Raw genomic sequence first — 13,927 nt, forward strand, 5'->3', positions numbered from 1 at the left:
GTATGTCGCAATCACCCGGCGTACCGCTGATAACGCTCCTGCGACGATGGATCAATGATCGTCATCAACATCTGGATACACCGCAGATCAGGCAGCGCCGCATGGCTCACTTGAACTTTCGGTTGCCGGCTGGCCGGGATCGCCGGCAACTGTGCCCGTTGGCCGTCGAAAATCAGTGCGTGGCGAACCTGCGTGTTATCGAGAAAATAGCTGAGCAAATCCAGTTCACCTGCCGCCAGCGCGGCATTGACGACCACCAGGTCGAACGGCTCGCAACCGTACTCGACCAGGGTCAGCATTGAAGCAAGGTCCTGCACTGGCGCCACGCGGTAATAATCGAGCTGATTGAACAACCGCTCGATCAGCAATCGGTGAAAGTGTTGCTCGTCGGCGATCAGGATGCGCAAAGCTTTATTCGGCATCGGAGCCTCTCTGGAAAGCGCGGTTTTTTGGATGCGCGGAGGCTACGGGAGACGCACGAATGTTTCTGTAGGACTTTTCCTAAAAAACCGCCACTTCCAGCCATTACTGCCATCCAAACCGCCGAATGTAGAAACCCTTCACCGCCTGAGTCAGCCCCATGTACGCCAGCAGAATCAGCGGCAGGAACACGAAATACAGCGACGGCAGCGCCTGCAATTTGAAGTAGTGCGCCAACGGCCCCATTGGCAGGAAAATCCCCACGGCCATGATGATCCCGGTCATGACCATCAGCGGCATGGCTGCGCGGCTTTGCAGGAACGGGATTTTCGGTGTGCGGATCATGTGCACGATCAAGGTCTGGGTCAGCAGCCCGACCACGAACCAGCCGGACTGGAACAGGGTTTGATGGTCCGGGGTATTGGCGTCGAACACGTACCACATCAGGGCAAACGTGGTGATGTCGAAGATCGAACTGATCGGACCGAAAAACAGCATGAAGCGCCCGACATCCGCCGGTTGCCAGCGCTGCGGCTTGCTGAGCATTTCTTCATCGACGTGATCGAACGGGATGGCGATCTGCGAAATGTCGTAAAGCAGGTTCTGCACCAGCAGGTGCATCGGCAGCATCGGCAGGAACGGAATGAACGCGCTGGCCACCAGCACCGAGAACACGTTGCCGAAGTTAGAACTGGCGGTCATTTTGATGTACTTGAGCATGTTGGCGAAGGTCCGGCGCCCTTCCAGTACGCCCTCCTCCAGCACCATCAAGCTCTTTTCCAGGAGGATGATGTCGGCCGCTTCCTTGGCGATATCGACGGCGCTGTCCACCGAAATACCGATGTCGGCGGTGCGCAGCGCCGGTGCGTCGTTGATGCCGTCGCCCATGAACCCCACGACATGGCCGTTGCCTTTGAGCAGACGCACGATGCGTTCCTTGTGCGACGGCGTGAGTCTGGCAAAGACGTTGGTGGTCTCGACCGCTACCGCCAGTTGGGCATCGCTCATGCGCTCGATGTCGTTGCCCAGCAGCAGGCCTTGTTGTTCCAGGCCGACTTCGCGGCAGATCTTCGCGGTCACCCGTTCGTTGTCGCCGGTCAGCACTTTCACCGCGACACCATGAGCGGCCAGGGCCTTCAGGGCCGGGGCGGTACTTTCTTTCGGTGGATCGAGGAACGCCACATAGCCGATCAGCGTCAGCGCCTGTTCATCCGCCAGGCTGTAAGTGTCGCGGCCTTCGATCATGGGCCGTGCAGCCACGGCGACTACCCGCAGACCTTCAGCATTGAACGCGGCAGTGACCTGGCGAATCCGCGCCAACAGTTCATCGGTCAGCGCTTCATCAACCATGCCGTGGCGCACACGCGTGCAGACCGCCAGTACTTCTTCCACCGCACCTTTGCAGATCAGCAAGTGCGGTTGATCGCGCCCGGCGACCACCACCGACATGCGTCGGCGGGTGAAGTCGAACGGAATTTCATCGACCTTGCGAAACGCCGTGCCGATCTTCAGCTCACGGTGGATTTCCACGTGCTCAAGCACCGCCACGTCCAGCAGGTTTTTCAGGCCGGTCTGGTAGTAGCTGTTGAGGTAGGTCATTTCCAGCACGTCGTCGGAGTCGTTGCCCCAGACGTCTACGTTGCGGGCGAGAAAGATTTTGTCCTGGGTCAGGGTGCCGGTCTTGTCGGTGCACAGCACGTCCATGGCGCCGAAGTTCTGGATCGCGTCGAGGCGTTTGACGATGACTTTTTTACGCGACAGGAACACCGCGCCTTTGGCCAGGGTCGAGGTGACGATCATCGGCAGCATTTCAGGGGTCAGGCCCACGGCAATCGACAGCGCGAACAGCAGCGCTTCGGTCCAGTCGCCCTTGGTGAAACCGTTGATGAACAGTACCAGCGGCGCCATCACGAACATGAAGCGGATCAACAGCCAGCTGATTTTGTTGACCCCGGTCTGGAACGAGGTCGGCGCGCGATCGGTGGCACCGACACGCTGGGCCAGGGCGCCGAAATAGGTGTTGTTGCCGGTGGTGAGAATCACCGCCATTGCCGTGCCGGACACCACGTTGGTGCCCATGAACAGGATGTTGTCCAGGTCCAGCGGGTTGCCGGTGTTGCTGTCCTGCTGGCGGGGAAACTTTTCCACCGGCATCGATTCGCCGGTCATCGCCGCCTGGCTGACGAACAGGTCCTTGGCGCTGAGCACCCGGCAATCGGCAGGGATCATGTCGCCGGCCGAAAGCACGATCAGATCGCCCGGCACCAATTGCTTGATCGGCACCTCGGTGCGGGATGCCTCCCGGCGCAGCACCGTGGCGGTGTTGCTGACCATTGCCTTGAGGGCGTCGGCGGCCTGGTTGGATTTGCTTTCCTGCCAGAAGCGCAACAAGATCGAGAGCACCACCATCGAGAAAATCACGATGGCGGCTTTCATGTCTTCCGTCAGCCAGGAGATCACCGCGAGCAAGGTCAGCAGCAGGTTGAACGGGTTTTTGTAGCAGTGCCACAAGTGGGTCCACCAAGACAATGGCTGCTCATGCTCGACTTCGTTGAGGCCGTATTGCTCGCGCAATGTGTCGGCTTCCCGTTCACTCAAACCGTCGGTGTGGCTGCCAAGTTTTTTCAGCAAGGGGCCGGTGGCGCTGTTGGCAGCGGCGACCAGGGTTTGCGCCAGCGTTGGCGGCACTTCACGGCTGACCGTGGTGTCGGTGAAGCTTTCCAGCAGCGCCAGTCGGCGAAAGTGTCGGCCGATGTGACGGGTGCGCAGGAATCCGGCGAAGAATTCCTTGAGCAGGGTAAGGTTCATGGCGTTGCCCCCGGGGTCAGCCGGGAGACCTTCAAGCAGGCGTGTCGAGTCGCTGCGATGACGACAGGCACGTCGAACATCACACACGGTCAAGCGTCGATGAGAGGGAGGTCGGGACACGGCGCAAGCGTGGCCGCTATCGGGATTTCCGCTGCTCGCTTATCGGCGAGACAACGGCAGCAGGCTGCGCGTTATCGTGCCGGGAGGGTGCCGGTTATCGAAACCGGCCGACGACTGTCACTCGAACAAGTACCCAATGAGGGTCTCCGCTATTGATGAAAACGCGCGAAGCTTAAGCCCCGATTTGTGGAGAGTAAACGAAGGAACGGTGGGTGGTGGGGGAATCGCGGGGTTCTTCAGGAAGGGTTCAGGATTCTGGATTTGTGCTGCCTTTGAGGGCCTCTTCGCGAGCAAGCCCGCTCCCACATCTTGATCTCTGTCATACACAAAATCTGTGTTCACTGGAGATCCACTGTGGGAGCGGGCTTGCTCGCGAAAGCGGTTTAACAGGCGCCGAAGATCTTAGCTGGCAGTGGCCAACAACAAATCCACCACCGAACGGCGATGCCCACGGTGCTTGCCATGGTCATACAACGACCCGGCAATCTCATCCGCGCGAATCGGCAGGATCGACAACAGCGTGTCGCTCAAACCGTGGCTCGCCTGGCAGAAGCCCTGCATATAGATGCCGGCCTTGCAGCGCTCGTCAGTGATCAGTTTGTAGTTGCGATCCACCTCGAAATCACCCAGGTATTGCTCCAGCGGCGCCAGCAATTTGCGGTGCATCTGGCGCTCGTAGCCGGTGGCCAATACCACGGCATCGTACAGACGAACCGCGACTTCACCGGTGGCATTGTTGCGCACCGCCAGTTCGATGCCGCGCTCGGTGGCGGTGGCTTTCTCGATAGTGGTCAGGGTACGGAAGGTGTGACGCGCGATACCCGAGACTTTCTGGCGATAGAAAATGCCGTAGATGCGTTCGATCAGGTCGATGTCCACCACCGAATAGTTGGTGTTGTGGTACTCGTTGACCAGACGCTCACGCTCGCTGCTCGCCTGCTGGAACACCAGGTCGGTGAACTCCGGCGAGAACACTTCGTTGACGAACGGGCTGTCATCCGCCGGCTTCAGCGCCGAGCCACGCAGGATCATGTCGACCTGCACGGACGGGAAGCTGTCGTTCAAATCGATGAAGGCTTCCGCCGCGCTCTGGCCGCCGCCAATGATCGCAATGCTCATCGGCTGATTGTTCACGCAAGGCTGCTTGGCCATCTGCGCCAGGTACTGCGAGTGGTGGAACACGCGGCCGTCATCCTTCAGCGCCTTGAACGCTTCGGGAATGCGCGGCGTACCGCCGGCACTGACCACCACCGAACGGGTGGTGCGCGCGTGTTGATGCCCTTGGGTATCGCGAGAGATCACCCGCAGCGCCTCGACCTGCTGGTTGTGCAGCACCGGCTCGATGCTCAGCACTTCTTCGCCGTAGCGGCTCTGGGCTTCAAACTGACCGGCGACCCAGCGCAGGAAGTCGTTGTACTCCATGCGGCACGGGTAAAAGGTGCCGAGGTTGATAAAGTCCACCAGACGGCCGTGATGCTTGAGATAGTTGACGAACGAATACGGGCTGGTCGGGTTGCGCAGGGTTACCAGGTCCTTGAGGAAGGAGATCTGCAACTCGCTCTGGGTCACCAGGGTGTTGCCGTGCCAGCGGTAGTCCGCCTGCTTGTCGAGAAACAGAACATCCAGCTCGCCCTGGGTCGGCCCGCGCTCTTGCAGAGCGATGGCCAGCGCCAGGTTCGAAGGGCCGAAACCGACGCCGATCAGGTCGTGAACGATGGGCGATGCAATTGCCTGTGTCATTTCCAGTGTCCTCTGGATGAACCCCTCAACAAGGGGAATAAGCCTAAGTGACCTGATGCAGGACAGCAGGTCGTCTGTTGAGTAGGAACGAGGACAATGAAAAAAAATTTAGAGAGAAGGGATCAATGGGCGTCCCACTGGCGCATCCGCACGCGGCAATGCTTCATGGCATTGACGATGTGCTTCTCCACCAGCGCGCGCGAGATACCGAGGTGGTCGGCAATTTCCGGGTGCGACAGGCCATCGATCTTGCGCAGCAGAAAACTTTCGCGACACAACCGCGGCAATTCCGCCAGGGCACGCTGGAGCATCTCCAGGCGCTGGCCATGATCGAGGCAGTTGTGCGGGGACGGTGTGAAGTAGCGCTCTTCGTTGTCGAGCACGTCCAGCGATTCGACCTGGCGCAAGGCGTTGCGGCGATGATCGTCGATCACCAGGTTCAGCGCGGTGCGATAAAGGAAGGCCCGGGGCTGCTCGATCGGCGTGTCACTGGAACGCTCCAGCACCCGCAGATAAGCGTCATGCACCACATCTTCGGCCACCTGACGGTTGCCTAGCTTGGCGTTCAGGAAACACACCAGCTCGCGATAGTAGTTTTCCAACATGACTCCCGGCCGCACAGGGTGCGGTTTCTATCCTTGAGCCACTTCTGCGACCGCACAAATGGGCAGTGGCAAGATGGTGGCAGTTCGAGCCGCGTAATTTATAGTAATTCTCATATAGATTTAAAGTGTTGCTTTGACTTACCCGATAAATAGTCATGTGCTACACCTGTGGCGATGGGATTTATCCCCGTTTGTATCGACCTGTTTCCGCACCTAAATTCCCCGCGACTTTCCTCGTTTACAGGACAGCTCCCCGTGTCTGTCGGCTCCCCGACAGCGTTCGCCTGCCGCCGTTTTTCGTGCGCAGGTTGAACGACGGGCCGATACCCATTGGCCGGAACCCTGCATGAAACGTCCCCGACAGACCCGACGCGCCCTGCTTGTAGCACTTTGTCTAATCCCCGTTATCGCCATCGCCACCTGGCAAGTGATCCCGCCGGGCCGGGATAAATTCGCCACCGTGCAAGTCAGCCGTGGCGACATTGAAAGCAGCGTCACCGCGCTGGGCACCCTGCAGCCACGGCGTTATGTCGACGTCGGCGCCCAGGCGTCCGGGCAGATCCACAAGATCCACGTGGAAGTCGGCGACGTGGTCAAGGAAGGCCAACTGCTGGTGGAGATCGATCCGTCCACCCAGCAGGCCAAACTCGACGCCGGGCGCTTCTCCATCGAGAACCTCAAGGCGCAGCTCCAGGAACAACGGGCACAGCACGAACTGGCCCGGCAGAAATTCCAGCGCCAGCAGAACCTCAAGGCCGGCGGCGCGACCCGCGAAGAAGACGTGCAGACCGCCCAGGCCGAACTGCGCGCCACCCAGGCCCGCATCGACATGTTCCAGGCGCAGATCCGCCAGGCCCAGGCCAGCCTGCGCAGCGATCAGGCCGAACTCGGTTACACGCGGATTTACGCACCGATGTCCGGCACCGTGGTCGCCCTCGACGCTCGGGTCGGCCAGACCCTCAATGCTCAGCAGCAAACACCGTTGATCCTGCGCATCGCCAATTTGTCACCGATGACGGTGTGGGCCGAAGTGTCGGAAGCCGACATCGGCCACGTCAAACCCGGCATGACCGCCTGGTTCACCACCCTCAGTGGCGGCAACCGGCGCTGGAGCAGCACCGTGCGGCAGATTCTGCCGGTGCCGCCCAAGCCGCTGGACCAGACCAGCCAGGGCGGCGGCAGCCCGGCCAGTTCGAGCAAAAGCGGCAGCGCCCGCGTGGTCCTGTATACGGTGTTGCTGGACGTCGATAACGCCGACAACGCGTTGATGGCGGAAATGACCACCCAGGTATTCTTCGTTTCGGATCAGGCGAAAAACACCCTGACCGCGCCGGTCGCGGCGTTGCAGGCCGGCACTGAAGCGAACAGGCAAATCGCCCAGGTCGTCGCTGAAAACGGCAGCCTCCAGCAGCGTGATGTGCGCACAGGAATCAGCGACCGTCTGCGGGTGCAGATCCTCGACGGCTTGCAGGAAGGCGATCATCTGCTGATCGGCCCGGCCGATGGGAGTGGCGGCTGAATGCAGACGCCTCTGATCGACCTGCAGGACATCCGCAAAGCCTACGGCGGCGGCGATTCACCGGAAGTTCACGTGCTGCGCGGCATCGACCTGTCGATCCATGCCGGGGAATTCGTGGCGATTGTCGGCGCGTCCGGTTCCGGCAAGTCGACGCTGATGAACATCCTCGGTTGCCTCGACCGCCCGACCTCGGGCGAATACCGTTTCGCCGGGCAAAACGTCGCCGCCCTCGACAGCGACGAGCTGGCCTGGCTGCGCCGCGAAGCCTTTGGTTTTGTGTTCCAGGGTTATCACCTGATCCCGTCCGGCTCGGCCCAGGAAAACGTCGAAATGCCGGCCATCTATGCAGGCCTGCCCGCCGCCGAACGCCATGCCCGCGCCGCCGCCCTGCTCGACCGCCTCGGCCTGGCCTCACGCACCGGCAACCGCCCGCATCAGCTCTCCGGAGGCCAGCAACAACGGGTGTCGATTGCCCGCGCCTTGATGAACGGCGGCCACATCATCCTCGCCGACGAACCCACCGGCGCCCTCGACAGCCACAGCGGTGCCGAGGTCATGACCCTGCTCGACGAACTGGCGAGCCAGGGCCACGTGGTGATCCTCATCACCCACGACCGCGAAGTGGCGGCCCGGGCCAAACGCATCATCGAAATCCGCGACGGGCTGATCATCAGTGACAGCGCGGTGGACACCCCTCAAGCACAGACCTCGGCCAACCCCGGCGCGCTGCAAGCGGTGGATCTGCGCAAGCGCCTGACCGAAGGCGCCGAAGCCACCGGCGCATGGAAAGGCGAATTGGTTGATGCGGTGCAAGCCGCGTGGCGAGTGATGTGGATCAACCGCTTTCGCACGGCGCTGACGCTGCTCGGGATCATCATCGGCGTGGCGTCGGTGGTGGTGATGCTGGCCGTCGGCGAAGGCAGCAAGCGCCAGGTCATGGCGCAAATGGGTGCTTTCGGCTCCAACATCATTTATTTAGGTGGCTCATCACCCAACCCACGAACGCCGCAGGGCATCGTCACCCTGGATGACGTCGCGGCGGTGGGAAGCCTGCCGCAAGTGACGCGGATCATGCCGGTCAACGGCCAGGAAGCCGGGGTGCGTTTCGGCAACCTCGACCACTTGAGCTACGTCGGCGGCAACGACACAAATTTCCCGGCCATCTTCAACTGGCCGGTGGTGCAAGGCAGCTATTTCACCCAGGACGATGAACGCAACGCCGCGGCGGTCGCAGTGATTGGCCACAAGGTGCGGACCAAGTTGCTCAAGGACGTGGCCAACCCGATCGGCCAGTACATCCTCATCGAGAACGTGCCATTCCAGGTGGTCGGCGTGCTCGCGGAAAAAGGCGCCAGCTCCGGCGACTCCGACAGCGACGACCGCATCGCCATCCCCTACTCCGCCGCCAGTGTGCGGCTGTTCGGCACCCATAATCCCGAGTATGTGGCCATCGCCGCCGCCGACGCACGCAAGGTCAAGGAGACCGAAATCGCCATCGAGCAATTGATGCTGCGCCTGCACAACGGCAAGAAGGATTTCGAACTGACCAACAACGCCGCAATGATTCAGGCCGAAGCGCGCACGCAAAACACCCTGTCGCTGATGCTGGGCTCGATTGCCGCGATTTCGTTGCTGGTCGGCGGGATCGGGGTGATGAACATCATGCTGATGACCGTGCGCGAGCGCACGCGGGAGATCGGCATTCGCATGGCCACCGGCGCCCGTCAGCGCGACATCCTGCGCCAGTTTCTGACCGAAGCGGTGATGCTTTCGGTGGTCGGCGGACTCGCCGGGATCGCCCTGGCGCTGATCGTCGGCGGCGTGCTGATCCTCAGCGAAGTCGCCGTCGCGTTCTCTTTGATAGCGGTGCTCGGCGCCTTCGGCTGCGCCCTGGTCACCGGTGTTGTCTTCGGCTTCATGCCGGCCCGCAAAGCTGCCCGACTCGACCCGGTCACGGCCCTTACCAGTGAATGATCTCTCCATGAAGCCGCAACTGAGTTTACTGACCCTCTGCCTGCTGCTCGGCGCTTGCGGTACGCCCGCCCAGCGCCCGGAAAGTGGCCTCCAGCCGCCCGCCTCCTGGCAATCACCGCACACGCAAGACGCCACCCGCAGCAATCGGCAATGGTGGACGCAGTTCGGCAGCCCGCAATTGGATCAACTGATCGAACAGGCGCGGGCCGGCAGTTACGACCTGGCCGCCGCCATCGCACGGGTGCGCCAGGCGCAGGCAGAGACGGTGGTTGCCGGCGGCTCGCTGCTGCCGGAGGTCAAGGCCGGTCTCAACGCCAATCGGCAAAAACTGCTGCGCGGCAACGGTTACAGCCAGCTCGATGCCGACAGCGACAACAAGGCCGTCGATTACTTCAATGCCAGCCTCAGCGCCACTTACGAAATCGATTTCTGGGGCGGTCAGCGGGCTTCCCGTGACAGCGCGCAATTCGCTTTGCAGGCCAGCGAGTTCGATCAGGCGACCGTGGAATTGACGCTGCTCAGCGGCGTCGCCAATACCTACGCGCAGGCCTTGTCGCTGCGCGAGCAAAGCCGCATCGCCGAGCTGAACCTGGCGAACGCGCAGAACGTATTGAAGCTGGTGCAGACCCGTTTTGACTCAGGCTCCGCGACGGCGCTGGAACTGGCGCAGCAGAAGAGTCTGGTGGCGGCGCAACAACGGCAATTGCCGCTGGTGCAGCAACAGGCTCAGGACGCTTTGATCGGTCTGGCCGCCCTGCTCGGCCGGCCGGTTCAGGAACTGGGGCTGGGTCAGGAGCGCTTTGATCAGCTGTCATGGCCGACCATCGCGGCCGGCGCCCCCAGCGAACTGCTCACCCGCCGTCCGGACATCGCTCGTGCCGAAGCGCAACTGGCCGCCGCGCAAGCCGACGTCACCGTGGCCCGTGCGGCGATGTTGCCGAAGGTCACGTTGAGCGCGGAACTGGGCTCGGGCGCAGATCGTGCGGCGGACATGCTGCGCAATCCTTTCTACAACCTCACCGCCGGATTGCTTGCGCCGGTGTTCAACAACGGCCGCTTGAGCGCCGAGCGTGATAAAGCCACGGCCCGCCAGGAAGAATTGCTGGAGACGTATCGCGGGGCGATCATCAACGGCTTCGCCGATGTGGAAAAAGCCCTCAACAGCATTCGTGGGCTGGATGCACAGCGCCAGTGGCAAAGCGAAGAACTGAGCCAGGCGCAGACCGCCTTCACTATCGCGCAAAGCCGTTATCAGGCAGGGGCCGAGGATTTGCTGACCGTACTGGAAACCCAGCGCACGCTGTATGCGGCGCAGGATTTGAATGTGCAGCTGCGGTTGTCGCGGTTGCAGGCGAGCATTTCGCTGTACAAGGCGTTGGGTGGCGAGTGGCAGGTTCTTTGATTTGAGTTGCCAGTGAGGGCCTCTTCGCGAGCAAGCCTCGCTTCTACAGGTATAAATGATGCCCTTGTAGGAGCGAGGCTTGCCCGCGAAGAACGATAACTCGGTCTATCGGTTTAACTGGTAATCGGCTTGGCCTTCAAATGCCGTGCATACCAAGGCCGCTGTGGCACTTTGCGGAACAGGTCCGCCAGTTTCTTCTCGTCTTCACCAAAGGTGATGCGCAACGCCAGTTTCATGGTTTCCGGGTCCATCTCGACCGACTTGCCCGCCTGCAACCCCGGCGTCGTGTTGCAGCCATGGGTGCTCGGCCCCAGCCACGGATCGTCCACCTCAACCCAGCGCCCCGGCGCAAACCACGCCACACCGCTGACCTCCAGACGACTCACCTCCCCCGGATGAAAACGCTCGTGGGCGCGAAACCAGTCTTCCAGGCGATCATCGATCCAGCCGTGAAAATGCCAGAACACTGGGTTCACATGGGAAGAAAACGGGTCGCCGAGAAAGTCGTTTTCTGGCGCATACCAGCGCGCGGAAAAGTCTGCCGGATCCCGGGCAAACGGCACCGGCTGGCCATTGGACGGATCACGCGGCACCGAGGCCCAGCGCATGTGCAGCCAGTCATGCAGCCCCAGCTCGACCTCGGAACCGAACTGCCCCAGGGTGAGCTTCGACAGATAACGCGGATCCCGATAGCGCGACTCCCAGACCTGGAAGTTACTGTGATACGTCTCGGCGGTCTTGATGTCGCTGACCCATTGCGAATATTCGGCATCGTCGTCGGCCTGCCAGGTTGGCGGCAGCGCGGTGCCGTCGTGGTTGTCGCAGTAGTTGGCGAAGCCGATGCGATCGCGCACCAGTTCCGGCTGCGGCAACGGAAAGTGCTGCCACGACGGCAAATCCTGCATCGACCGCGCCGTGCCCAGCATGTGCCGGTGCATGAAGAAAAAATCCACGCCCGAGCCGTTGCGATCCTTGCGCGGGCCACGGGCATCACGCTCCTTGTCCCGCGGGCCGGGCTGCCAGCCGATGCCACGCAGGGCGTTGCGCTTGTCTTCGGACAGGGTGTGCCACTTGTCCCGCGAGGCGTGCCAGAGCTGGTGAAACAGCCGATGTTCGGCGGACACCAGCCACGCCAGCAGCGGTGCATTGAGACCGGCTCGCTCGCGGGCCTCGGGGAAAACCCGTTTGACGGCGATGAAGCGATTGTCCTGGGCGGTCATCATCAACGGGCGATCGAGGTTCAACACCCGGCCACTGAGGGTGCCGCTGCCGGCGTTGCCGAAACCGGCCCAGACTTCGTCCAGCGACATGCTGAATTCGTAATCCGGCGTGCCGTTGGCGGCGTCGGCACTGACCAGCCGCCAGCTCAACTCAGCCGGCTTGGCTTCTGCCAGATCGCCCAGCACCCGGTAGCGCGGTTCATCGCCGGAGCGCAAACGCTGGGCGGTGTCGAGGAATCCGATCAGGCCGCGACCTTTGTGGCCGACGTCGAGAAACACTTCCAGTCCGTCCCGTGGCAGGCCTTCAATACCGGCGTCACGCCCTTCGAAACGAATCTGCCAGACGCCACGCAAGGTGTTCGCCAAATGCTGGCCGGCGACATCCGCCACATCGAATGAAGCTTCGCCGGGGGTGATCGTCGGATCCGGTTTCGTCCATTCGCGATGCCCATAAAAAGCCGCAGGCACGGCGGCGCCGGTCAGCGCCAGGCCTGCCATGAACCATCGTCGAGAAATCGTCATTGCCCTACCTGTGTCAGCCATGAAGCAGGCTTTATCCAAGCTAGAACGTTTGTTGCCTGCAAAAATTTAAAAGCATCGCGGGCAAGCCTCGTACCTACAGGTCCTGCATTAACCCGTAGGAGCGAGGCTTGCCCGCGAAGAGGCCATCAGTCCCACTAAATTTCTAACCGGGCCACTCGTTCTTCCCAGATAGCAAAGGCCCCTGCGCCCGCACCGGGGCGGCGAACCTGACTGAGATGGCAATGACAAAACCACGTTCGAAAAAGGCTCTCTACATCGGCCTGCCGCTGGCCCTGGCGATCAGTGCCGGGGCAGGCTTTGCAGCCTGGGATTACGGGCTCAAGGACAATCCCGGTTACCCGGCCAAGGTGATGAAACAGGCCGATGAGCTGCAAGAGCGCATTCTCTCCTTCGACAGCCACGTCACCGTGCCGCTGGACTTCGGCACCGCCGGCAATGAAGCAGACAAGGACGGCACCGGGCAATTCGACCTGGTCAAGACCGGCCGCGGTCGCTTGTCCGGCGCGGCCCTGACAATTTTCGGCTGGCCGGAAATCTGGAACGGCGCCAACGCCCCGCATCGCCCAACCGCCGGTTTCGTCGACGAAGCCCGGTTCGAGCAGGAAGCCCGCTACAAAATCATCAGCACAATGGTTCGTGACTTCCCCAATCAGGTCGCCATCGCCTATACCCCGGACGATTTCCGCCGCTTGCACGGCGAAGGCAAGTTCGCGATCTTCATGAGCATGCTCAACGCCTACCCACTGGGCAACGATCTGAACGCGCTGGACACGTGGGCCGCTCGCGGCATGCGCATGTTCGGTTTCAGTTACGTGGGCAACAACGCCTGGGCGGATTCGTCCCGACCGCTGCCGTTCTTCAATGATTCGCGAGACGCCCTTGGGGGCCTGTCGGAGATCGGCAAACAGGCGGTGCATCGTCTCAACGATCTGGGTGTGATCATCGATGTGTCGCAGATGTCGACCAAGGCCCTGGAGCAAGTCGCCCAGTTGAGCCGCACGCCGATGGTCGCCTCGCACTCGGCACCGCGCGCCTTGGTGGACATCCCGCGCAACCTCAGCGATCAGGAAATGCAACTGATCAAGAACAGCGGCGGCGTGGTGCAGATTGTCGGCTTCCCGACCTACATCCGCCCGCTCAGCCAGGCCACTCAGGACAAACTCAACGCCCTGCGCGCACGCTTCGACCTGCAACCGCTGCAAGGCCTGGAAATGGCGCTGATGCCGGGCGATCCGATCATCACGGTCTGGTCCGAGCAACGCTTCGGCGAGTATGCCGGCCAGCTCTACGCCATCGTCGACGAAGAACCGAAAGCCACCCTCAAGGACTACGGCGACGCGATTGATTACGCGGTGAAAAAAATCGGCATCGACCACGTCGGCATCAGTTCCGACTTCAACGACGGCGGCGGTCTGGAGGGTTGGAAGGATGTCAGCGAAGCTCGCAACGTGACGGCCGAGCTGATCAGTCGCGGCTATGGCGAAGCCGATATCGCCAAGCTCTGGGGCGGGAATTTCCTGCGGGTCTGGGACCAGGTGCAGAAGTCGTCCAGACCGGTAGCGAAAAACTGATGCCC

The 13,927-nt window shown here is 61.6% G+C and carries 9 protein-coding genes; 4 read left to right on the top strand and 5 right to left on the bottom strand.

Going from position 1 to position 13,927, the window contains the following annotated elements; genetic code table 11:
• Positions 1–11: 11 nt before the first annotated feature.
• From ACA051_RS19985 to ACA051_RS20000, 4 genes are all read right to left on the bottom strand, one after another.
• On the bottom strand, positions 12–422 hold the full coding sequence (locus ACA051_RS19985; RefSeq protein ID WP_497371578.1) for a response regulator: 411 nt from the start codon (positions 420–422) through the stop codon (positions 12–14).
• 103 nt (positions 423–525) lie between these two features.
• Positions 526–3,228: a magnesium-translocating P-type ATPase gene (mgtA, locus tag ACA051_RS19990; protein ID WP_497371580.1), complete on the bottom strand. Its 2,703-nt coding sequence runs from the start codon at positions 3,226–3,228 to the stop codon at positions 526–528.
• A gap of 522 nt (positions 3,229–3,750) precedes the next feature.
• Complete coding sequence (locus ACA051_RS19995) at positions 3,751–5,088, bottom strand: lysine N(6)-hydroxylase/L-ornithine N(5)-oxygenase family protein (protein WP_497371582.1); 1,338 nt, start codon at positions 5,086–5,088, stop codon at positions 3,751–3,753.
• 122 nt (positions 5,089–5,210) lie between these two features.
• Positions 5,211–5,693, bottom strand: coding sequence for a sigma-70 family RNA polymerase sigma factor (locus ACA051_RS20000; RefSeq protein ID WP_497304168.1), 483 nt, complete (start codon positions 5,691–5,693; stop codon positions 5,211–5,213).
• Between the two features lie 346 nt (positions 5,694–6,039).
• Here ACA051_RS20000 and ACA051_RS20005 point away from each other — a divergent pair, with 346 nt between their 5' ends.
• The 3 genes from ACA051_RS20005 to ACA051_RS20015 are packed head-to-tail and all read left to right on the top strand — an operon-like array spanning position 6,040 to position 10,588.
• Entirely contained in the window at positions 6,040–7,212 is a 1,173-nt protein-coding gene (locus tag ACA051_RS20005) for an efflux RND transporter periplasmic adaptor subunit (RefSeq protein ID WP_497371584.1), read from the top strand.
• Complete coding sequence (locus tag ACA051_RS20010) at positions 7,213–9,186, top strand: MacB family efflux pump subunit (protein ID WP_497371586.1); 1,974 nt, start codon at positions 7,213–7,215, stop codon at positions 9,184–9,186.
• A gap of 7 nt (positions 9,187–9,193) precedes the next feature.
• A complete protein-coding gene (locus ACA051_RS20015) occupies positions 9,194–10,588 on the top strand; it encodes an efflux transporter outer membrane subunit (protein ID WP_497371588.1) in 1,395 nt (464 codons plus the stop codon).
• Between the two features lie 113 nt (positions 10,589–10,701).
• On the opposite strand, the gene pvdP is transcribed toward ACA051_RS20015, so the two are convergent.
• Positions 10,702–12,330: a pyoverdine maturation tyrosinase PvdP gene (gene pvdP / locus ACA051_RS20020; RefSeq protein ID WP_497304176.1), complete on the bottom strand. Its 1,629-nt coding sequence runs from the start codon at positions 12,328–12,330 to the stop codon at positions 10,702–10,704.
• A 242-nt stretch (positions 12,331–12,572) separates the two neighbouring features.
• On the opposite strand from pvdP, the gene pvdM reads away from it, so the two are divergent.
• Positions 12,573–13,922, top strand: coding sequence for a pyoverdine-tailoring dipeptidase-like protein PvdM (gene pvdM / locus ACA051_RS20025; protein ID WP_497371590.1), 1,350 nt, complete (start codon positions 12,573–12,575; stop codon positions 13,920–13,922).
• Positions 13,923–13,927: the final 5 nt, after the last annotated feature.

Source organism: Pseudomonas sp. LBUM1669 (genome assembly GCF_059695705.1).